Below are 20,836 nucleotides of genomic sequence, written 5' to 3'. Positions count from 1 at the left end.
CAGTGTTCACAAAAACATAGCTTTAGATTATTTAATATACAGAGAAGGGAAAGGAGAAGATTAGAAATGTTTTGTACAAAGTGTGGAAAAGATATGCAGGATGGCTGGAACAAATGTCCTTATTGTGGCACACAGTTAAATCTTGATGGAAAATCAAACAATAATAAGGGAAAAAAGCCAAATGTAATTTTAATTGTTGTAGTTGCTATTATCGTTGTGGCAATAGTGGGAAGAGCTATTGGAAAAGAAAAAGCAGGAAATAAAGACCAGAAAAAAGAAGAAGCTGTTCACACTGTTACGGAGGAGGCTTCAGAATCTATGGTAGATATAGAATATTACATAGGTAAACCACTGGATGATATTTTAGTAAAAGGAGAGTTTTCTTTAGCCATAGGGGCGGTCTATTGCTTACCGGATAATAGTGTGATAATTGACCCTGGAAATGGTGATACGGTGATTGATGTAGTGATAGATGAAAATTACGATTTTGGGTTTCATGGAATTACATATGGGACGAATTTTGAGAAAGTCAAGAAGTTGTTAGCAGATACATATAATTATGATTTCCAAAAAGCAAATCATAGAATATGCTTTTGGACATCCCCGTATTATGAAATAGGCGGATATATAGATCTTGATAATAACGATAATGTTGAGTCTATGAGCATTCAAATGAATTTTGAAAAAGAATATCTGCATTATGTAACAGAAAGAGAGATGAATGGTGATTATATAATCTTTGAAAGTGCATTTCGTGAATTGACAGATAGTGACATAGAAAATAGTTCGGTTCAGGAATTAGAAATGGCTGTTGACGAAATCTATGCAAGAAAAGGTATGAAATTTAAAGATGTTGACAGACTGGATTATTTTCTCAAAAAAAGTTGGTATGAGGGAACAGTAAAAGAGGAAGATTTTACTGATTCTATGTTTTCTGATATAGAAAAATATAATATAGACTTTCTAAAGAGAAAAATAGATGAAATAAATAAAGAATCGAAAGAAGGACTCACAGGGATATATGAAGATTCTTCTACTGGCATGAAGCTGGTTATTACTCAAAATGAAGAAGAACAGAAACTTTATTCATTCCAGTGTTTTGAAGCGGATGGAAGTCTATTGGCATATGGGGACGATTGCCCAATAGTTGATGGCTATATAGATGGAGGGGATTTTTACATAAGCAAAAATTTGGATGGCTCACTGTCTATTTCTTCTGTTGAGGGTGAAAAACAAGGAGTATTTGAGAAAGTATCGTAATACTAAAAAATTTTTTAACAACTGTTTAATATGATTGCGGTAATGTAATAGTAAAATTATCAAAATGAAATAATATATTATAACAGTGAAACAATATTCAATGGGCAGAACCTTTTAGTGGGTTCTGCTCTGTTTTATTATAACAGAGGGGGGTGATACCTATGGGGAAGATTATACTGGCTATTTTAGGCGTTGTGATAGTCGCTGTAGAAGAAATCTTTAAAGACGATGATTAAAGTGTGTTGATGATGCAATAGCAACAAAAAGGTCCAATAAATGAAGAGAACAGTAGAGAAGGAGGATTTTATTATGGCAGCAAATGTAGAAAGTATGTTTTATGTAAGGGAAACACCCTGGCATGGTTTGGGGGTAAGGGTCATGGAAGCACCGGATTCCAGAGAAGCTTTAATAGTAGCAGGATTAGATTGGAATGTTTTGCAGGAACCTATCTATACAGAGACAGAGGAATTGATTGATGGCTATAAGGCAAATGTCAGAGATTCAGACAGGAAAGCTTTAGGGGTTGTCACAGACCGCTATAAGGTTGTACAGAACAGAGAAGCATTTGCGTTTACTGATGAACTGCTAGGAGAAGGAGTACGTTACGAAACTGCGGGGAGTTTACAGGGAGGGAAGAAAGTCTGGCTGCTGGCACATCTGCCTCATGAATATATAATCTTTGGGGAAAGAATCAGTCCATATCTTGTTTTTACAAATGAGCATACTGGATCAGCCTCCCTTAAAGTAGCTATTACTCCCATCCGAGTGGTATGCCAGAACACACTCAATTTGGCATTGTCTACAGCAAAACGCTCATGGTCAATGATTCATGCGGGAAATATTGAAGAAAAGTTCCAGGTAGCAAGAAATACCTTGGTTTTGGCAGAAAAATACATGGACAAGCTAGGGAAAGAGTTTGAAACACTCCGCAGGAAGAAGCTGACGGACAAGCAAGTAAAGGAATACATCGAAATACTTTTGCCGATAGAGGACGGTTCGACACCACAGCAGATTAAAAATATGAAGCGCTTACAGGAAGATATGAAGCTCCGTTACTTTGACGCCCCGGATTTACAGGACGTAGGGAACAATGCTTTTCGCTTTATAAATGCGGTATCAGATTTCGCGACGCATGGAGTGCGACTCCGAAAATCTGCTAATTATAAAGAAAACATTTTTGTGCGAACCGTGGATGGAAATCCTCTGATTGACAAAGCATACCAGATGATGAATGCAGCATAAGGGAGGAGATATGGAAAGAGAAGAACTGCAGGAATTATTCTGTGTAAAGATCGGATTGGAGAATGAAAGATTTAAACAGAGGATGTTAAAGCAAAAGCCAGAGGAGATTTTTGCAAGAGCGTATCAGATTGATATCATCATTAGTACTTATGAACTGCTGTTAGAAATAAGCCGTGAGATAGGGGAAGAGACACTAAAGAATCTGATTGTCTTTCCAAATCTCCTGGCTTTTTTGTATGGGGGCTGGCTGAAAAAAGAGGATACCCATACAGAAGAACTAAAAAATTCTATTATGCAGATGATTTTTGATTTTATGGAATCAGACGCAAGTTTAGACCAAAATGACAAGGAGAGGAAAGCAGCATGAAAAAATTAGTATCCACTTTAAATCTGGACAGAGAAGCGTGGCTGAAATACCGCAAGCAGGGAATTGGTGGTTCGGATGCCGGGGCGGTGTGCGGTTTGAACCCATACCGGACTGCCATGCAGGTTTATTATGATAAGACCACGGATGAGGTAGAAGAAATTGACAATGAAGCCATGCGCCAGGGCAGGGAGTTTGAGGACTACGTGGCAAGACGGTTTACGGAAACCACCGGAAAAAAGGTACGAAAAGCAAACGTGATGTTTTATGACGAAAAAAATCCCTTTATGCTTGCTGACGTAGACCGGATGGTGGTCGGGGAAAATGCGGGGCTGGAGTGTAAGACTGCCAGCCCTTACATGGCGGACAAATGGCAGGATGGGAAAATTCCAATGTCTTACCAGATACAGTGCCATCATTATATGGCGGTTTGCAATGCGGACACCTGGTATATTGCGGTACTGATTTACGGCAGAGAGTTTAAATATTACCGGATAGAGCGTGATGAAGAGATGATCGCAGACCTGATCCAGATTGAAAAGGATTTCTGGGAGAACTGTGTGGTGAAAGGGCAGATTCCGGGGCCGGATGGTTCTAAGATTGCGGATACGGTCATTGCGGAGTATTTCAGACAATCCAGGCAGGAAGTAATTCCTCTGACCGGATTTGATGATAAGCTGCAGCGCAGGCAGGAGCTTGTCGCAGTCATAGAAAAAATGGAGAGGGAAAAGAAACAGATTGAGCAGGAATTAAAGCTGTATCTGGGAGAGGCGGAACAGGCAGAAAATGAACGCTTCTCTGTATCGTGGAAAGCGGTAAACAGTAACAGGCTGGATGAAAAGCGACTGAAAGAAGAACAGCCGCAGGTCTATGAAAAATACCGGAAGCTGATTACCAGCCGGAGATTTACGGTAAAAGCGGCGTAAGAGATGGGCGAGAGTGAGGAGCGGCAGGAATATAAAATCTGCCGCTTCTTCCAATCTTAATATTCGGAGAGAACAAAATAGCAGGAATTTTTCATAGGAAGTGTAATGTTACAAAAATGATGGTATTGGGTGGAAAAAGTCATATAGAAAATAGCAATCAGGAGGAAAAAAGATGGCAGCAAGAACAGGAAACGCAAAAGAGGAACTGGCGAAAAAAGCCGAAAGTACAAAGGGAGAGAACCGACTTACCAAATCTATGAGCATTGCGGATTTAATCAAGGCAATGGAGCCGGAAATCAAAAAGGCGCTGCCGGAGGTCATCACACCGGAAAGATTTACCAGAATGGCATTGTCGGCGCTGAATACCACACCAAGGTTGAGGGAGTGTACGCAGATCAGCTTTCTGGCAGCACTGATGAACGCTGCACAGTTAGGACTGGAGCCAAATACTCCTTTGGGACAGGCTTATCTGATTCCGTATAACAATAAGGGGGCAATGGAATGCCAGTTCCAGATTGGCTACAAAGGGCTTATTGATTTAAGCTACCGGAACCCGCAGATGCAGATTATATCTGCACAGGTGGTTTATGAGAACGATGAGTTTGAATACGAATTGGGACTGAATCCCAAGCTGGTTCACCGCCCTGTATTAAAGGACCGCGGGGAAGTCAAGCTTTTCTACGGGTTTTTTAAGCTCGTCAACAATGGCTTCGGGTTTGAAGTCATGAGCAAAGAAGATATGGATGCTTATGCCAAGGAATATTCAAAGGCATTCGACTCTTCTTTCAGCCCGTGGAAGAGTAATTACATTGGGATGGCGAAAAAAACGGTGATTAAACAGGCATTGAAGTATGCGCCGATAAAGGCGGACTTTCAAAAAGCTTTGTCTGCGGATGAAACAATCAAGACAGAGATCGGAGAAGATATGAGTGAGATTCACGGGGAAGAGATTTTTGACGCAGATTACACGGAAAAAAGTGCATAAGGAGAATGAAATGATAAATTATAAAGAGTTTATTGAGAAGGTAGCAATAGGTGTACAGGATAGACTGGGAGAGGCATATCAGGTGGATTTCCTCCCTGTAAAAAAGAATAACGGGATCATAGCGGATGGTATATGTGTAGGGAACAAGGAAGAACGTGTGCGTGTCAATGTGTATGTGGAAGAATTTTATCAAGACTACTTAGAACATGGAGACTTGAAAAAATGTGTCTCGGAGATAACAGCATATATCAAGAAACATCATATTCCGAAAGAGCATGGGGAGGACATGAGGCAGATGATAAGCAGCTGGGATGTAGTCAAGAGGTATGTCCACCCGGCGCTGCTGTCAAAAAGCAAGAATCAGGAACTGCTGCAGAATATGCCCAGCCACCCATTTCTGGATCTTGCTATTGTATATATGATTCATATCCCACAGGAAGAGATGCATGGGGTTATAAAAATCAGCAGAGGGATGATAAAGCTTTGGGGAATTGGTGAGGAGGAGCTTCATCAGACAGCGATGGAAAACCAGAAGGAGGAGGGCTACGAGATCAAAAGCCTGGGGGAGATCGTAGACAGTATGGGAATTGCGCTGGAGGAAGAGGTATCCGAAGACTTAGGACTGTGTCCGATGTATGTGCTGTCAAATCAGGAGAATTTTTATGGGGCTGTTGGGATATTGGATGACTCTTTGTTGGCAGAGTTTGCAGAAAAAGTACAAAAGAATCTGTATCTTTTGCCGGCAAGCCTCCATGAGTTTATCATTGTTCTGGATGAGGGGAAGACGAACGTGGAGGAGTTAAATGGAATGGTTAAGGAGATAAATGAATCTGTGGTAGGAACGCAGGAGGTACTGGAAGATCATGTATATTATTTTGATCGAGTAGAGAGAAAAATTAAAATACCAGAGTAAAACAGCCAATTTTAAATATTATGTATGTATAATTGGGGCTTCATGGTATTTTCTAAGGAGAGAGCTTTATGAATGAGAACAAAAGAATTTTTGGCTATGCCAGAGTTAGTAGTAAGGAGCAGAATTTAGATCGTCAGATTTTGGCTTTAAAAGAATTTGTACCGGAGGGAAATATTCTAATTGACAAAGCTAGCGGAAAGAATCTTAAAAGGGAGTCTTATAGCGCATTGAAAGGCGCACTGGGGTTACGAAGAGGAGATACATTGATTATTACATCTTTAGATCGCCTTTCCCGTAATAAAAGAGATATACGCCAAGAATTACAATGGTTTCAGGAACAGGGGGTGAGACTTAAGATTCTGGATATACCGACATCATTAACGGAAGTGCCGGATGGTCAGAAATGGATCATGGATATGATTCAGAATATTTTGATTGAGGTTCTTGCAAGCATAGCCGAGCAGGAGCGGCTGACGATCCGGCAACGCCAGAGGGAAGGAATAGAAGCAGCGAAAAAGAAAGGAAAGCATTTAGGAAGACCCAGGACTAAGCAGCCAGACAATTTTACAGAGATATATGATAACTGGAAAGCGGGGGAATATACGGCACGAAATGCAATGCAGTTGTTAGGCATAAAGAAAAACACCTTTTACCGTATGGTAAAGGCTTATGAGGAAAGTATGGTTCAAAAAGTAGTTTGAATCTAGGACATAGTTCAAAACTATGAAAGCACCTTTTGGGATGTAAATGTTATAGATAAACAGTGCATCCCAAAAGGTAGAGGTTGTGGTATACTTATATGGATACAAAGTAGGTTAGGAGCCGTGTTAAATGAAAAGATATTGTTTAATGGATTGTAGTAGTGAAAAGTTTAATAATGGAGAGGTAGATTTTTGGGAGATAAATTTTGAAAGGTTGGTTTCAGAATGCAAAAGTAAGAAAGTAACTCAGATTTCAGAGGATGTACAGTTAAGAGCCAAATTAGATGGAATATATGGAAGATATTACTCCAAGGATTCATCATTATTAGAGGAAAATAATTTTGAACTTTGTAATAGGCTTGAGCAGATAATTACATCTCAATTCTGTGAGCTAGATATTTATAATGAATTATATCTGATTTTACAGTGTGTTAATGGTGAAAAAGAAAAATTATTTTTAGATAAATGGTACCTAGACAAGAAGTCAGAAAAGAACACGATACCAGAGTTTCAGAAAATCAAAGATAATATAAAGAACTTAAAGAAGAAAGATAAAGAAAACCATATCTTCTCTATGGAAAAATATTCAACAGCGAAAAATGCAGAGATATATTCCGTAGGATGTAATGTAGTAAGGATATGGCTTTTTTCAAAGAAATTCAGAAATCTTTTCATTAAAACTGAAACAAGATTTGAAAAATATAAAAATGAGGATATTGAAAAAATTTTTGAAGACTGTAATGAACTGCATTTAGATTACAAGACTGATGATTATATTATATTAGAAAAATTATTGGGTTTAAATACAGATACATATATTAGAAATTTTATTTTAAGCTCTATTAAGGAGCCGAATTTTGAAATGTTAAGTCCGTTGATAGAGTGTTGATGAAGTGTAGAGGGTGCTTTAGCCGATGCATGTTTATTCAATGTATTGGCATACAGTTGTGGGTAGATCGGCAGAAAGGAAGTTTTAATCAAAAAGAAAGAATTGAAGTATACACAGAAATTTTAAACCATAAAATACGAGATTATGAAGAATTGTACAGGCAAATTGCAGAAAAAATATTAGACGAATTAATGAAGCGATATTCTTATAGCGAGAGTAAAAAGTATGTTGAAGAGCATCAAAAAAAGCTTGTTAAGGAAATTAAAATTATTTCTGAGGTGGAACAAATCTATAGAAAAGATGTTTCTACATATCAGAAAGCTGAAAGTCAGCGAGCGGAGGATTTAGAATTTGCAGAAAAGATTCAAAGTTTAAAAAACACTGAGCAAATAGTAGAAGCGTTGCAATATCGTAGACAGAAAGAAATATTTCCAGCACCAAGGTTTTTCTATTTTTTAGACTCTATAGTAACAAAAATAACATGTAGTGGATGTGACGATGAACTAACGCAAAAGATACAGGCACTAATAATTAACAGTAGTTATGAAATGTATAATAATCAAATAGATGGTATGAAGTAAAAGAGGTGCAGACAAAGCATCTCTTTTAAGTTTATGGGGTAAATTTGTTTTTGGGAAAAACATGGCTATGACTGAATTTCGAGAATACATTTTTTATAATAGAATTGTGTTAATAAATCAATTTAGGAGGAAGTATCATGGAAAACATCAGGGAAGACGAGAAGAATAATTCTGAAAAAGTAAAACCGTTTCAGGTCATTATTAGCCATGCTAAAAACGAAGAAACTAGGATAAAGCCATTCACAGTTGGAGAGGAACCTCAAACGTCAAAGAGAGATAGTACACAGGAAGTTGTGGCGGTTATTGAGAAAGAAAGCGGAATGGATGGAGGTGCAAAAAGGAAGAAGCCTTTTGATTACGTTTCGGAGGAAATAGCGCAGATAGCAGAGAACCTTTGCCGTCCACTATATGGAAGTATGGATGATTTAGATGGGATATTACCGCATATTGCCCAAGCGCTCATGAATTACAAAAAAGCAGGTAACGTAATTCCGAGCCTTATTAACAAAGGAGCAATAATGGCAAAACAAAATCTTAATTTCGATCTGAAATTAAATCGCACGATTATTAAAATTTATGATACAGAACTGGGGGAGAAACCAGAGTATGAATATAATGTAGGAATAACTATATTCACTGCTAATGGAAAAAGCCGTTATTTTGAAACTGTAGTAAATGCTAGCAAAGTTAAAGAAACGGTATGGTTGAAAAAGGCAACAAATTCCTTGGCGACAATTCCCAAAGATAAGAATGAAAAGGTAGCATTTCATCAAAAAGTGCAGCAATGCATAGAAACAGAAGATGTTCCAGAAGAAATAATCTATCCAAATGCCGGATGGCGTCAAGTGCCAGGTCGGGGGTGGAGATATATTCATAGATATGGAGTAGTGGGAGAACAAAATGGCTTTGTTCATACGATTGATGGAAAATATACTTTGGATATTAAAGAAGATCGTTTGGGGGTGGCACAAACTTTTTATGACGCTATGGAAATGAGAAATATATGTCAAAACGGCATGGCAAGCAGTGCGTTGGTAATATATATGCATTCAACATTACTGACAGAATTATACGAACAGGCAGGTTATCCTTTAAAATTTATTTTTATGCTGTCGGGAGTTACAAATAGCCGGAAGACAAGCCTGGTTCTTGCATTGGCGAAAATTTTTAATCGAGATAGGTTAGTAGCAGATGCTGAATTTGCTACAGCGACATCATGTGGGATTGAGAAAACATTGAGTCTGTACAAGGACTCCCCAGTTTTGATTGATGATTTCAAACCAGGAGTCACAAAGGCAGAGCAACGACAGATGGATATAAAACTGGACAACCTCATTCGGTGTTATGGAGATAAGGTTAGCAAGAAACGAATGCTGGATTTTTCAGCAGACGCAGACAAAAAATTCTTTCCTGCCAGAAATGGATGTATACTGACTGCAGAAATTATTACAGGCATCCCATCTTCAATTAGCAGGATATTTATAACAGAAATTGGAAGGGATGATGTAATGAATGAGCAACTTCAGTTTTACCAGGAAAACAGGTGGATTTTGCCGACACATGTATATGATTTTCTTGCATGGGTAACCGTAAGATTTAAGGAAATCATTACATATATTTCAGATAATTTTTCTAAGTTCCGTAGCCAATATATCTTCGATTATTCACGTTATGGGGAAATTTATGCAACATTCATGACTACGACAGTAGTGCTTGCCCAATATGCACAGGAACGTGGTTTTTGGAATAATGGATATTCCGAAGAGTATATACAGCAAACAGCAGATGTTATTATAACAGAATTAAGAAATATGGAAGATCGAATTAAAGAAAGAGATGCTGGAATAATAGTCATCGAAGCTCTTCTAAATGCAATGGAACATTCGGAAATTCAACCAGTACTGTTGAACGGAGAGAGCTGTGTATGTAGATGCACATTATATGAAGATGATTCGTATTATTATATTCAAACTAAAGAGTTATGGCAAATTATAAATAAATACTGTCGACAAAACTATAAAAATTTTTCAATTGCAAATGAAGATGCAATGATCGGACTATTAGAACGTGGCCAGATTCTGGATGTTCTTGAAAAAGAGAAAGGACGAGAGCGCTCCAGAAAATTGCCAATACAGCATGGTAATACCAAGAGGTATCTGTATCTGAAGAAAGATGCGATTCGTAAACTTGAGGAATGATAACTGAAACCGTGAAACCGTACAAACCGCCAGATAATATACATGCGGTATATTTATGAGAAGGTTCATTCGGTTTGGCGGTTCAGAAAAATTATAATAATCAGGACTATTTGCAAATCATTCTTCATAAGCTAGAAAAACAGTTTAAAAGAAGGAACCGGGGAGGTGGTTGCTATTCAAAGCAAGTCTAAATTAAATATTCGATTCCATAACCCCAACACACCAGAAGCTACTGCGGAGTACATAGTTAAAATCTTTATGGAAGTGAATCAGAAGAGGATTGATGAAATTTTAAAGGAAGAAGCCTCAAATCAATCATGCATGGATACAAAAGATAAGAGCTGTTGCGCTGGCTAACAGCTCTTATTTTTTGCGCCTGTTTGTCGAATTAGGTATGAATAAAAAAGTGAAAAATGGCTATATTTAATTTGTAATATATGATATACTTTTTGCAGAAAGGGGCGATAAGATGAACATAAAAGAGATTAGTTTTGGAAACTTCAAGTCATTATATAATACTTCGTTTCAACCTGGAAAAGTGAATGTACTTGTAGGCGCAAATGGTTCCGGTAAGTCAACAATTCTGGAAGCGATCGGTTTGTTGAGCGCTGCCATGACTGATCGGGTGGATGCCAGCAGCCTGCAGAGAAAAGGTGTGAGATTGAGTGCCTCTTCCTTATACAAATCGAGCTTTAAAGGGTTGAGAGCCAAACCGACCATTGACTTATCGCTGGAATGGGAAGATGAGGAGCGGGATGATACATTCAGATATGATGTACATTTAACTACTCCAACAGATACTGATTATTGGAAGTATCATTCAGAAGCTTTTTCACAGAATGGTGAAAAAAAATGGGGGAGAAGTAACGCTTCCCAGAACCAAGGAAACAACTACATTGGTTTTTTCCTGATAGATGAAAACCCGGAGCTGGTAAAGGGCAGAGAAATTGCAAAGTACTTTTCTAACTATGGTATTTTCCAGCCGAATACACTGACCTTGCGAGGCACCGTTCCAGATCCGAATCAGGTAACGCCGATTGGACTAAATGGCGGCAGGCTGGCAGAAGCTCTGCAGGATATTATTAAGGAACAGGACGGAGATATTCGTTTTGGCTCTATGTATATGGATGATGTGTTAGAGATGATAGACTGGGCTTCTGATATTACGATTGATATACCGAAAAAGACAAGCATTAACTCCAATATCCCAACGACTAGACAAATCATAGAATTTAGTGACCGCTTTATGAAGAACACCGCAAAATTCACAGGTTACGATGCAAGTGAGGGGGCTTTATATGTACTCTTCATGCTCTGTCTTGCCATGCATCCACAGGCTCCATCTATATTTGCCATAGACAGTTTTGATCATGCTTTGAATCCAAGATTGGCTAAAAAAATCACACAGGTTTTCTGTGAAGAGGCTATTAAGAATAATAAGCATGTTTTTTTGACAACCCATAACCCGCTTGTATTAGATGGGCTTGATATAAAAAATGATGAGATTCGTCTATTTGCGGTGGACAGAGATAAAAATGGTTATGCGCAGATTAAAAGAATTCAGGTTTCAGAAGAATTAATCAAGGAGGGACAACCTTTGTCAAGACTCTGGATAAATGGCAGGCTTGGAGGTGTACCGGAGCTGATATGAAGAATATAGGAATTGTCTGTGAAGGACCAACGGATTTCGTATTATTGAAAGGGATCGTAGACCAGATTACCGGAGAAGAAAATCATTATTTGGCATTACAGCCGGAAGATAATCTGACCGGGGAATATGGGAATGGCTGGAAGGGTGTATGGAAATGGTGTACAGACCATTCGGAAATATTAGAAAGCTTTATGAAAGACATTTCTCCAAGATTAGACCTGATTATTTTCCAGATGGACGGTGATGTTTCCAGAAAAGAAAAAGAAGTCCATTGTTTATGCGATCAGACGGCTTGCGAGTGGAAAGGTAAAATAAATCCTCTGATGTGTGAGTATATCAAGAGAAATGATTGTCCGGTAAAGTTACCTTGCGGAACACATGAAGAAAGCATTCAGGGGTACATAGACCATTTAACCCAATTGATATATTCATGGCTGAAGCATGAAGATGGAATATGTATTGTAATTCCATGCGACAGTACCGATACATGGGTGGCGGCTGCCTATGATGAGCTGCCAGATGTTGAAATGGTTGAAGATCCGTGGATGTCGATCATTTCAAAAGGAAAAGATTATCATGGGGTTCGTATACCGGGGCATAAAAAAGGGCTTCGTATTTACAGGCAATTTGTGGAACAGGTATGTGATAATTGGGAAAATGTGAAAAGACTTTGCATTAGTGCTAAACAGTTTGAAAGTCAATTACCCCACTGAAAGCAACAGGGTATCTGATACTCGTGGCAGATGCTTCAGAATGGGGCGATGAAATGAACTTTTTTGAGTTAAAAGTGGCGGCAAGTTATGCGGAAAGGAAGATGATATGACACTTAAAAACAAGTTAAACATAACTGATTCAGCGGAACTAGCCCGGCAGGAAGAAAAATTAAGTAAGAAAAGAGCAGTTGAATTATTTGAAAACAGTTATTTAGACAAGCTGGAACCGGGGACGTTTGAGTCGCTTTGTGAAATCCATAGATATTTATTTCAAGATGTTTATGATTTTGCAGGAAAAATCCGTGATGTAAATATAGCCAAAGGTAATTTTAGATTTGCTCCGGTCATGTATTTGGAGACGGCATTAGAGAATGTTGAAAAAATGCCACAGTCTACCGTTGATGAAATCATTGAAAAATATGTTGAGATGAATGTAGCGCATCCATTCAGAGAAGGAAACGGACGAAGTACTAGGATCTGGCTGGATCAAATCTTAAAGAAAGAATTAAATCTTGTAATAGACTGGAGTAAGGTAGACAAGGAGGACTATTTGCTTGCTATGGAGCGAAGTCCGATCAAAGATATTGAGATTAAGTATATTTTAAAACAGGCGCTGACAGATCAGATCAATGATCGTGAGATTTATATGAAAGGTATAGATCACAGTTACTATTATGAGGGGTATACGGTCTACAGAGCCGAAGATTTGTAAAAATACTTGTTTTAGGTAAAGATGAAGAGCATTTTGTTCTTCATCTTTTTCTTGTCTTTTATATAATTCCAGTTTATAATTAGGATGTAACAGAATGGTATAAAAATAGTGGAAAGGTAATGACGATATGAATATAGCTGCTTATTGCCGCGTTTCTACAGATAAATCCGATCAGCTCAACAGCTTGGAAGCACAAAAGAGATTTTTTACAGAGTATACGGAAAAGAACGGTCATAACCTTATTAAATTATATGCAGACGAAGGTATTTCAGGAACAAAAATTAAAAATAGAAAAGAATTTCTGCAGCTTATGCGGGATGCCGGGCAAGGTCTTTTTGACATGGTAGTGGTAAAAGACATTTCCCGGTTTGCCCGGAATACGGTGGATCTGCTGCAGAGTGTAAGAACCCTTAAGGCACTGGGGATAGAAACTACTTTCCTAACCGCCAATATGACAGTCTTAGGACAGTCTGAGTTTGTGCTCACAATATTTGGCGCGCTGGCTCAGGAGGAAAGTGCCAACACTTCCAAGCGTGTAAAGTTTGGCAAAAAGATGAATGCGGAAAAAGGACGTGTTCCCAATATTGTATATGGGTATGATAAAACCATTGGAGATTATTTTAATCTGGAGATCAATAAAGAAGAAGCAAATATAGTCCGGCAGATATATGAATGGTATACCGAAGAGGGTTACGGGGCTGCCAAGATTGCCAATATGCTGAATGAGAAAGGTCTTAAAACAAAACGTAATTGCAGCTTTAGCCAAAATGCAGTCTGCAGGATTCTCACCAACGAATTGTATACGGGTAAAGTAATTAATGGCAAGCAGGAGGTCACTGATTTTCTGACAGGAGTAAGGGCAGATAAGGATGACTCGGAATGGATGGTCACAGACCGCCCAGATTTACGAATCATTGAACCGGAGATATATGATAAGGCACAGAAAATATTATCCTCACGTCACGGAGCATTTAATATGAAGAGAGAAAGACAAAGCAATAAATACCTATTTAGTACCCTGATAAAATGTAAGGAATGCGGATGGTCTTTCCGCCGGACTGTGCGCACCTACAAGAATACCTACGTGCGGTGGGTATGTTCCGGTCATAACGGAAAAGGAGCGGATAGCTGCCCTAATGCGGTTACTGTGGATGAAGAAGATCTGATTCAGGCATTGGAAGAATATTTTGCTGAAATGCTGAAAGCGAAAAAGAATATCATCAAGCATGTGGTAAAGGAATTCACGAAGATTTATAAGGCAAAAGATTCAAATGAAAATTATGAAAAGGAACTGCGGGACAAGCTGGCGAAGCTTCGGAAGACCCGGCAGAAATACATGGACATGTATACCGATGATCTGATCAGCCGGGAAGAATTGAATGAGAGAATCGGCGGCATGAAAACAGAAGTTGAAAAGCTGGAAAATGATCTGAAACTGGTACAGTATAATCTGAACAAAGGGGATCAGTTAGAAGAGGTCATAAAAAAGACCTTTAAGAATATAGAAGATATTACCTCTGTCCGGGAGATGACCAATGAACAGCTGAAACAAATCATCCAGAAAATAGAAGTGGACAAAGAGGGCAATGTAGACATCTATCTGCGTCTTTTCGGCGATTTAGGTTTAGATGAGAGCGTTCTAATTAGCGACAACCATACATAAAGACGTAACAGAACGCTTACTTCAGATCAACCCTACACTTGCAAAAAAGGCCAGAAGGGTTCTGGATGTGAACAAATCGGAACGCCATATACGGGGTGGAATGGCTACCAGAGAAAAGTATCTGCATCAGACAGTAAATTAGAAGAAAAGGGAGAAGAGACAGAAGATGAGCGAATACAAGACGCTTACCCACAGTTTTGAGCCAGTTTTTGACCAGCACTCCAAGGTGTTGATCTTGGGGACATTCCCCTCCGTGAAGTCCAGAGAAAATCAATTCTACTATGGACATCCGCAGAACCGCTTTTGGAAGGTACTGGCCCACGTGACTGGCTGTGAAGTACCGTTCACAGTGGAGGAGAAAAGGGCTTTTCTGTTAAAAAAGCATATTGCTGTATGGGATGTTGTGGCCCACTGCGATATAATCGGGTCCAGCGACAGCTCCATAAAAAATGTGGTACCAGCGGATTTATCGGTTATCCTGGACCATGCACCCATACGCAAAATCTATGCCAATGGCAACAAAGCCTGTGAGCTGTACCAAAAATATTCTTTCAGGGATACAAAGAGGGAGATTGAGAAACTTCCATCTACCAGTCCGGCCAATGCGGCATTTCAGTTGGAACGGCTGCTGGAGTATTGGAGTGACATACGCAAATATTTATAGACAAAGGCAGGCTGCCCAACACCGGAACACGTTTGTGTTTGGTTGTGGAGTAGCCTGCCTTATTTGTTCTATATAAAAAAGGAGTAAGGGCTATGCATACCAGTAAAATGTGCTAAAATAGATAACGGAAAGATAAAGTAAGGAGATGGGGAAATGAGATTTACAAATAAACAGCTGGCGCAGTTGATTGTTCCTTTAATCATTGAACAATTGCTGACAGTCACAGTAGGACTTGCTGATTCTGTGATGGTGGCCAGTGCAGGGGAGGCGGCTGTTTCTGCGGTATCTTTGGTGGATACGGTGATGGTGCTGCTCATCAATATCTTTGCTGCTCTGGCCACCGGAGGAGCTGTGGTGGCCGGGCAGTATATTGGGCAGGAACGGACAGAGAACGCTTGCAAGGCTGCAGAACAGTTGGTTATGTTTATCACTGTTCTCTCGATTGGTATTACGTTTCTGGTGTATGCAGGACAGAAATTGATCCTTCACGGTGTATTCGGCGCAATTGAGCCTGAGGTGATGGAGAACTCCAGAATTTATCTCTTGATTGTATCAGCATCTATTCCTTTTATAGCACTGTACAATGGAGGAGCGGCCATCTTTCGCTCTATGGGAAACTCCCAGATTTCTATGAAGACCTCCCTTTTGATGAACGGTGTGAATATAGTGGGTAATGCTATCCTGATCTATGGGTTTAAGATGGGAGTGGCCGGTGCGGCAATCCCCACACTGTGTTCCAGAGTATTGGCGGCAGTGATTATTATCCTGCTTTTAAGAAGAGAGCGTTATCCGGTGCATTTGAGAAAGGGGATGCGTTTTTGCTTTGAAAAGCATACAGTAAAAAAGATTTTACATATCGGAGTACCCAATGGACTGGAAAACAGTATGTTTCAATTGGGTAAAATTTTGGTACTCAGTTTGGTAGCAACCTTTGGGACAGCGTCCATTGCGGCAAACGCGGTTTCCAATACAATTGCACTGTTTCAAATACTTCCCGGAATGGCCATGGGGTTTGCAATTCTTACGGTTGTGGCACAATGCGTGGGCGCAGGGGATTACCAGCAGGCCAGGTATTATACAAAGAAGCTGATGATCGTGACTTATGCAGCCATGGTACTGATGAATGTGGTCATATTCTTTATGCTTCCGCTGATCATCCATGTGTACCATCTGTCAGATGTCACAGCGCAGTTGGCTGAAAAGATCTTAATCTATCATGCATGCTGTTGCACTACCATCTGGCCGGCATCCTTCTCACTGCCCAATACACTGAGGGCGGCCAATGACGTGAAATTTACCATGTGGATCTCGATTTTCTCCATGTGGGTTTTCCGTATCGCCTTTAGCTATGTGTTGGGTCAATTTCTGGGGTGGGGTGTTTTCGGAATCTGGGTAGCCATGACGATTGACTGGCTTTTTCGGGCGATCTGTTTTACACTGCGCTATTTCAGAGGAAAATGGCAGCTACAAAAAATATAGAGAATATTATTTTCCTGTTTGCGGCTTGTAAATATAGAGGCTTTCCCTTATAATAAAGCCAGATGCCATTTTGGCCCACTTGAAGAAACTTAGGAGGAAAGATTGTGAAAAACGAAGTAGTAATTGTTCTGGATTTTGGAGGACAGTACAATCAGTTAGTTGCAAGGCGTGTACGCGAGTGCAATGTGTACTGCGAGATTTATTCTTACAAAACAGATATAGAAAAAATTAAGGCGATGAATCCCAAGGGAATTATTCTCACAGGAGGGCCAAACAGCTGTTATCTGCCGGATTCCCCCACCTATACCAAAGAACTGTTTGAACTGGGAATCCCTGTGCTGGGGCTGTGCTACGGTGCGCAGCTGATGATGCATATGCTGGGAGGAAAGGTAGAGCGGGCAGATGTACGCGAGTATGGTAAGACAGAGGTATTGATTGACAAAAAAGACTCCCTGGTATTTTCCGATGTATCGGAGAAAACGATTTGCTGGATGAGCCATTTTGATTATATTTCAAATTCTGCTCCCGGATTTTCAATCTCAGCCCACACAGTGGACTGTCCTGTGGCGGCGGCTGAAAATGCGGACGAGAAGCTCTATGCGATCCAGTTCCATCCGGAGGTGCTTCATACTGTGGAGGGAAGCAAGATACTGCACAACTTCCTGTACAATGTATGTTCCTGTGCAGGAGACTGGAAGATGGATTCCTTTGTGGAACAGTCCATTCAGGCAATCCGTGAGAAAGTAGGGGACGGCAAGGTGCTCTGTGCACTTTCAGGCGGAGTGGATTCTTCTGTGGCAGCAGTCCTTCTGTCTAAAGCGGTGGGGGACCAGTTGACCTGTGTGTTTGTAGATCATGGCCTTTTAAGAAAAAATGAGGGCGATGAAGTTGAGGCAGTGTTTGGGCCGGACGGAAACTATAACCTAAACTTCATACGCGCAAATGTGCAGGAGCGTTTCTATGAAAAGCTTGCCGGAGTAACGGAACCGGAGAGAAAGCGGAAGATTATCGGCGAAGAATTTATTCGTGTGTTTGAAGAAGAGGCAAAGAAGATAGGCGCAGTTGACTTCCTGGTACAGGGAACCATTTACCCGGATGTGGTGGAAAGCGGCCTGGGCGGTGAGTCAGTTGTGATTAAGTCCCATCACAATGTGGGCGGTCTGCCGGAATGTGTGGACTTTAAGGAAATCATAGAACCATTGAGGGATCTGTTCAAGGATGAGGTTCGGAAAGTTGGAATGGAGCTGGGCATACCCAAATACCTGGTGTTTCGCCAGCCATTCCCTGGCCCAGGTCTTGGAATCCGGATCATCGGCGAGGTTACGGCAGAAAAGATAAAGATTGTCCAGGATGCAGACGCAATTTACCGCGAGGAGATTGCAAACGCAGGACTGGATAAGACAGTTGGACAGTACTTTGCAGCGCTGACGAATATGAGAAGCGTGGGCGTTATGGGGGATGAGAGAACCTATGACTATGCAGTGGCACTCAGAGCAGTAAATACCATTGATTTCATGACCGCTGAGGCAGCAGAGATTCCCTGGGAAGTGCTGGGAAAGGTGACGAGCAGGATCATTAATGAGGTGGGGCATGTGAATCGGGTGTTGTATGATATTACTAGTAAGCCGCCGGGGACAATTGAATTCGAGTGATGAAATGGGCTTTAAAAACCTAGTGTTTATGCGGGTTGCAAACAAATTCGTTTAAGCGCCGGCAACGATTTGGCAACATTTTCAACATCACTCACGAAATAATTACATCAATGGCATAAGAAAACCTTGCTGATTTTCAGATATGGAAACTGAATATCGGCAAGGTCTTTTTATGCTTATTTCTGCTTTTTCTTTTTAGCTATTTTCTTTTCTTCTTTCTCGATTTTCTGAAATTCCTCTATAAGCATATCACTGACCGCCTGTGAGGGGACTTTCGCCCAATGCTTTGAGGTGTCCAGTTCGGGGTACTTGTACCGCCACTGGTCGTATTCCTCTTTGGTAATTTCGCCCTGTTCCAGTTTGGCGGCTTGCTCCTGCCATGCGTGGAACATATCAAACATGGACGAATAGGTGGAATAGTCGGACTTGTCAAGGCGCAGGCAGATTTCCCCGTCAATCTCCCCGATTTTCAGCCCGTACATATCTTCCAACGCAAAGAGCGTGTGCATAAGCCCGATATAGGTATCAATATCCGGCACGGTGAGGGCGTGGGTGCTTACATCAAAGATACTCGCCATTTCTTTTACAAGGTCGTGCTTCGGTGTCCTCGCTTCGGTTTCATACTGTGCCATGCGGACATCAGAGGTTTTTCCGAGAAAACCGAGGATTTCGCCTAGCTGTTTCTGTGTCATGCCTTTTCGGTTGCGGAAAAAGCGGATACGTTTGCCGATTGCCATAATAAAACCTCCGTTGTAGTGATTGTGGTACAGCCTTGCATGACTGTACTTAAACAAATCTGTTGAAGTTAGTATAACATGGTGCAATAGAAATAGCAAGAATAACTTAAATAAAAAAAGTTAATATTTTCTTGGAAACCACTTGACTTAACGGAATTTATTTAGTATCATATCAATATAACTTAACTAAAAAGAGTTAAGAGAAAGAAAGGAGAGGGTATCTGAATGACGGAAAAATCGTTTATGACGGTGGAGGAAGTGGCAGCGGAATTGCGTGTGTCAAAGTCAAAAGCCTATCAGATTGTAAGGGAACTGAACGCAGAAATGCAGAAACAGGGCTATCTGACGGTGGCAGGACGTGTGAACGCTACATTTTTTTATAAAAAAGTATGTTACAGCGAATAGAAAGGAGTTGAGGGAATGGCTGTATACAAGGACAACGCTACGGGGACGTGGCGGGTAATCTACCGCTTTACCAACTGGAAAGGGGAGAGGAAACAGACACAAAAGAGAGGATTTGCAACCAAAAGGGAAGCGCAGGCGTGGGAGCATGAAGCCATGCTTAAACAGGGCGCAAGATTGGATATGACTTTCGGCAGTTTCTTTGAAGTGTACGAAGCCGACAAGAAACAGCGTGTCAAAGAAAGCACTTGGGAGTCCAAAAGCCATGTGATACGGACAAAGATTTTACCGTACTTTGAAAACCGCAAAATCGCAGAGATAGAAGCAAAGGACGTGATTTCGTGGCAGAATGAGTTGATGGCATACCGGGACGAGAAAGGCAAGCCCTATTCCGCAGATTATTTGCGGACGATACACGCACAACTGACGGCGATATTCAACCATGCGGTAAACTTTTATAATCTTCCTTACAATCCGGCAAGACGGGCGGGGACGATTGGAAGCGAAGCCGTCAAGGAAATGGACTTTTGGACGAAAGAGGAATATTTGAAATTCTCCGAAGCCATGATGGATAAGCCCCGTTCCTATTATGCGTTTGAAATGCTCTACTGGTGCGGTATGCGTTCCGGCGAATTACTTGCGCTCACGCCTGCTGATATTGATTTTGAGAAGCAGACAGTCACAATCAGCAAGACTTTCCACCGTTCTAAAGGGCGGGACATTATCACAAGCCCTAAGACGAAAAAGAGCAACCGCACAATCAAAATGCCGCCATTTCTCTGTGAGGAAATGCAGGAGTACATCAAAATGCTTTATGACATTAAGCCGGACGAACGTTTATTTACGGTCACAAAATCCTACCTCAATCACGAAATGGAGAGAGGGGCGAAGCAGGCGGGCGTTAAGAAAATCCGTGTCCACGATATTCGCCATAGTGCGGTTTCGCTGTTAATCAACATGGGATTTTCGGTACTGGCGATTGGGGAGCGCATGGGGCATGAAGCGGAGAAAATCACTTACCGTTATGCCCACTTGTTCCCTACGGTGCAGACGGAAATGGCGGAGAAATTGGAAATGGAGAGAATGACAAAGGAGGACTAAGAA

The 20,836-nt window shown here is 40.7% G+C and carries 20 protein-coding genes and 1 pseudogene; 20 read left to right on the top strand and 1 reads right to left on the bottom strand.

Going from position 1 to position 20,836, the window contains the following annotated elements; translation table 11 throughout:
- Nucleotides 1–66 precede the first annotated feature (66 nt).
- The 18 genes and pseudogenes from AC0THY_RS20065 to guaA all read left to right on the top strand — a co-directional run bounded on the left by AC0THY_RS20065 (nucleotide 67) and on the right by guaA (nucleotide 18,593).
- Nucleotides 67–1,260: a YARHG domain-containing protein gene (locus AC0THY_RS20065; protein ID WP_489992358.1), complete on the top strand. Its 1,194-nt coding sequence runs from the start codon at nucleotides 67–69 to the stop codon at nucleotides 1,258–1,260.
- 309 nt (nucleotides 1,261–1,569) lie between these two features.
- Complete coding sequence (locus AC0THY_RS20060) at nucleotides 1,570–2,502, top strand: DUF932 domain-containing protein (RefSeq protein ID WP_489992357.1); 933 nt, start codon at nucleotides 1,570–1,572, stop codon at nucleotides 2,500–2,502.
- Nucleotides 2,503–2,512: 10 nt separating this feature from the next.
- On the top strand, nucleotides 2,513–2,869 hold the full coding sequence (locus tag AC0THY_RS20055; RefSeq protein ID WP_489992356.1) for a hypothetical protein: 357 nt from the start codon (nucleotides 2,513–2,515) through the stop codon (nucleotides 2,867–2,869).
- A complete protein-coding gene (locus tag AC0THY_RS20050; RefSeq protein WP_489992355.1) occupies nucleotides 2,866–3,792 on the top strand; it encodes a YqaJ viral recombinase family nuclease in 927 nt (308 codons plus the stop codon). The genes AC0THY_RS20055 and AC0THY_RS20050 overlap by 4 nt, the downstream gene beginning before the upstream one ends.
- Before the next feature lie 172 nt (nucleotides 3,793–3,964).
- Entirely contained in the window at nucleotides 3,965–4,777 is an 813-nt protein-coding gene (locus tag AC0THY_RS20045; protein ID WP_489992354.1) for a recombinase RecT, read from the top strand.
- Between the two features lie 10 nt (nucleotides 4,778–4,787).
- Nucleotides 4,788–5,690: a DUF5688 family protein gene (locus AC0THY_RS20040; RefSeq protein ID WP_489992353.1), complete on the top strand. Its 903-nt coding sequence runs from the start codon at nucleotides 4,788–4,790 to the stop codon at nucleotides 5,688–5,690.
- Nucleotides 5,691–5,758: 68 nt separating this feature from the next.
- Nucleotides 5,759–6,391, top strand: coding sequence for a recombinase family protein (locus AC0THY_RS20035; RefSeq protein WP_489992352.1), 633 nt, complete (start codon nucleotides 5,759–5,761; stop codon nucleotides 6,389–6,391).
- Between the two features lie 130 nt (nucleotides 6,392–6,521).
- Nucleotides 6,522–7,280 (top strand): hypothetical protein, encoded by a 759-nt coding sequence (locus AC0THY_RS20030; protein WP_489992351.1) that lies wholly within the window; start codon nucleotides 6,522–6,524, stop codon nucleotides 7,278–7,280.
- Between the two features lie 29 nt (nucleotides 7,281–7,309).
- Entirely contained in the window at nucleotides 7,310–7,861 is a 552-nt protein-coding gene (locus AC0THY_RS20025; protein WP_489992350.1) for a hypothetical protein, read from the top strand.
- 137 nt (nucleotides 7,862–7,998) lie between these two features.
- Nucleotides 7,999–10,059, top strand: a complete 2,061-nt coding sequence (locus AC0THY_RS20020; RefSeq protein WP_489992349.1) for a hypothetical protein — start codon at nucleotides 7,999–8,001, stop codon at nucleotides 10,057–10,059.
- A gap of 469 nt (nucleotides 10,060–10,528) precedes the next feature.
- The gene (locus AC0THY_RS20015; protein ID WP_489992348.1) at nucleotides 10,529–11,710 is read left to right on the top strand and encodes an AAA family ATPase; all 1,182 of its coding nucleotides are present in this window, start codon (nucleotides 10,529–10,531) and stop codon (nucleotides 11,708–11,710) included.
- Nucleotides 11,707–12,423 carry a hypothetical protein gene (locus tag AC0THY_RS20010; RefSeq protein WP_489992347.1) on the top strand — a complete coding sequence of 239 codons (717 nt, stop codon included), beginning with the start codon at nucleotides 11,707–11,709 and terminating at the stop codon, nucleotides 12,421–12,423. The genes AC0THY_RS20015 and AC0THY_RS20010 overlap by 4 nt, the downstream gene beginning before the upstream one ends.
- 106 nt (nucleotides 12,424–12,529) lie before the next feature.
- Nucleotides 12,530–13,135, top strand: coding sequence for a protein adenylyltransferase Fic (gene fic, locus AC0THY_RS20005; RefSeq protein WP_489992346.1), 606 nt, complete (start codon nucleotides 12,530–12,532; stop codon nucleotides 13,133–13,135).
- Nucleotides 13,136–13,262: 127 nt separating this feature from the next.
- Complete coding sequence (locus tag AC0THY_RS20000) at nucleotides 13,263–14,798, top strand: recombinase family protein (protein ID WP_489992345.1); 1,536 nt, start codon at nucleotides 13,263–13,265, stop codon at nucleotides 14,796–14,798.
- Nucleotides 14,785–14,940: pseudogene (locus AC0THY_RS19995) on the top strand (sporulation transcriptional regulator SpoIIID); the annotation flags it as partial. The gene AC0THY_RS20000 and the pseudogene AC0THY_RS19995, both read left to right, overlap by 14 nt.
- 24 nt (nucleotides 14,941–14,964) lie before the next feature.
- The gene (locus AC0THY_RS19990) at nucleotides 14,965–15,462 is read left to right on the top strand and encodes a DNA-deoxyinosine glycosylase (protein ID WP_489992344.1); all 498 of its coding nucleotides are present in this window, start codon (nucleotides 14,965–14,967) and stop codon (nucleotides 15,460–15,462) included.
- 153 nt (nucleotides 15,463–15,615) lie between these two features.
- The gene (locus AC0THY_RS19985) at nucleotides 15,616–16,941 is read left to right on the top strand and encodes an MATE family efflux transporter (RefSeq protein WP_489992343.1); all 1,326 of its coding nucleotides are present in this window, start codon (nucleotides 15,616–15,618) and stop codon (nucleotides 16,939–16,941) included.
- Nucleotides 16,942–17,045: 104 nt separating this feature from the next.
- Nucleotides 17,046–18,593 (top strand): glutamine-hydrolyzing GMP synthase, encoded by a 1,548-nt coding sequence (gene guaA, locus AC0THY_RS19980; RefSeq protein ID WP_489992342.1) that lies wholly within the window; start codon nucleotides 17,046–17,048, stop codon nucleotides 18,591–18,593.
- 176 nt (nucleotides 18,594–18,769) lie between these two features.
- Here the strand turns inward: guaA and AC0THY_RS19975 are convergent, their stop codons facing one another.
- Nucleotides 18,770–19,330, bottom strand: coding sequence for a helix-turn-helix domain-containing protein (locus AC0THY_RS19975; protein ID WP_489992341.1), 561 nt, complete (start codon nucleotides 19,328–19,330; stop codon nucleotides 18,770–18,772).
- Between the two features lie 225 nt (nucleotides 19,331–19,555).
- Here AC0THY_RS19975 and AC0THY_RS19970 point away from each other — a divergent pair, with 225 nt between their 5' ends.
- Complete coding sequence (locus tag AC0THY_RS19970; RefSeq protein ID WP_489992340.1) at nucleotides 19,556–19,735, top strand: DNA-binding protein; 180 nt, start codon at nucleotides 19,556–19,558, stop codon at nucleotides 19,733–19,735.
- 15 nt (nucleotides 19,736–19,750) lie between these two features.
- Entirely contained in the window at nucleotides 19,751–20,833 is a 1,083-nt protein-coding gene (locus tag AC0THY_RS19965) for a site-specific integrase (RefSeq protein WP_489992339.1), read from the top strand.
- The last annotated feature ends 3 nt before the right edge of the window (nucleotides 20,834–20,836 follow it).

The sequence above is a fragment of the Ruminococcus sp. 8Y-12 genome, from assembly GCF_058119865.1.
Note: the sequence above shows the minus strand (reverse complement) of the source record. Positions and strands in the feature narration are given on the sequence as shown.

Excerpts from the sequence above, each read along its gene's own strand:
- AC0THY_RS20065 (WP_489992358.1), top strand. The coding sequence starts at position 67 with ATGTTTTGTACAAAGTGTGGAAAAGATATGCAGGATGGCTGGAACAAA.
- AC0THY_RS20060 (WP_489992357.1), top strand. The coding sequence starts at position 1,570 with ATGGCAGCAAATGTAGAAAGTATGTTTTATGTAAGGGAAACACCCTGG.
- AC0THY_RS20055 (WP_489992356.1), top strand. The coding sequence starts at position 2,513 with ATGGAAAGAGAAGAACTGCAGGAATTATTCTGTGTAAAGATCGGATTG.
- AC0THY_RS20050 (WP_489992355.1), top strand. The coding sequence starts at position 2,866 with ATGAAAAAATTAGTATCCACTTTAAATCTGGACAGAGAAGCGTGGCTG.
- AC0THY_RS20045 (WP_489992354.1), top strand. The coding sequence starts at position 3,965 with ATGGCAGCAAGAACAGGAAACGCAAAAGAGGAACTGGCGAAAAAAGCC.
- AC0THY_RS20040 (WP_489992353.1), top strand. The coding sequence starts at position 4,788 with ATGATAAATTATAAAGAGTTTATTGAGAAGGTAGCAATAGGTGTACAG.
- AC0THY_RS20035 (WP_489992352.1), top strand. The coding sequence starts at position 5,759 with ATGAATGAGAACAAAAGAATTTTTGGCTATGCCAGAGTTAGTAGTAAG.
- AC0THY_RS20030 (WP_489992351.1), top strand. The coding sequence starts at position 6,522 with ATGAAAAGATATTGTTTAATGGATTGTAGTAGTGAAAAGTTTAATAAT.
- AC0THY_RS20025 (WP_489992350.1), top strand. The coding sequence starts at position 7,310 with ATGTTTATTCAATGTATTGGCATACAGTTGTGGGTAGATCGGCAGAAA.
- AC0THY_RS20020 (WP_489992349.1), top strand. The coding sequence starts at position 7,999 with ATGGAAAACATCAGGGAAGACGAGAAGAATAATTCTGAAAAAGTAAAA.
- AC0THY_RS20015 (WP_489992348.1), top strand. The coding sequence starts at position 10,529 with ATGAACATAAAAGAGATTAGTTTTGGAAACTTCAAGTCATTATATAAT.
- AC0THY_RS20010 (WP_489992347.1), top strand. The coding sequence starts at position 11,707 with ATGAAGAATATAGGAATTGTCTGTGAAGGACCAACGGATTTCGTATTA.
- fic (WP_489992346.1), top strand. The coding sequence starts at position 12,530 with ATGACACTTAAAAACAAGTTAAACATAACTGATTCAGCGGAACTAGCC.
- AC0THY_RS20000 (WP_489992345.1), top strand. The coding sequence starts at position 13,263 with ATGAATATAGCTGCTTATTGCCGCGTTTCTACAGATAAATCCGATCAG.
- AC0THY_RS19990 (WP_489992344.1), top strand. The coding sequence starts at position 14,965 with ATGAGCGAATACAAGACGCTTACCCACAGTTTTGAGCCAGTTTTTGAC.
- AC0THY_RS19985 (WP_489992343.1), top strand. The coding sequence starts at position 15,616 with ATGAGATTTACAAATAAACAGCTGGCGCAGTTGATTGTTCCTTTAATC.
- AC0THY_RS19975 (WP_489992341.1), bottom strand. The coding sequence starts at position 19,330 with ATGGCAATCGGCAAACGTATCCGCTTTTTCCGCAACCGAAAAGGCATG.
- AC0THY_RS19970 (WP_489992340.1), top strand. The coding sequence starts at position 19,556 with ATGACGGAAAAATCGTTTATGACGGTGGAGGAAGTGGCAGCGGAATTG.
- AC0THY_RS19965 (WP_489992339.1), top strand. The coding sequence starts at position 19,751 with ATGGCTGTATACAAGGACAACGCTACGGGGACGTGGCGGGTAATCTAC.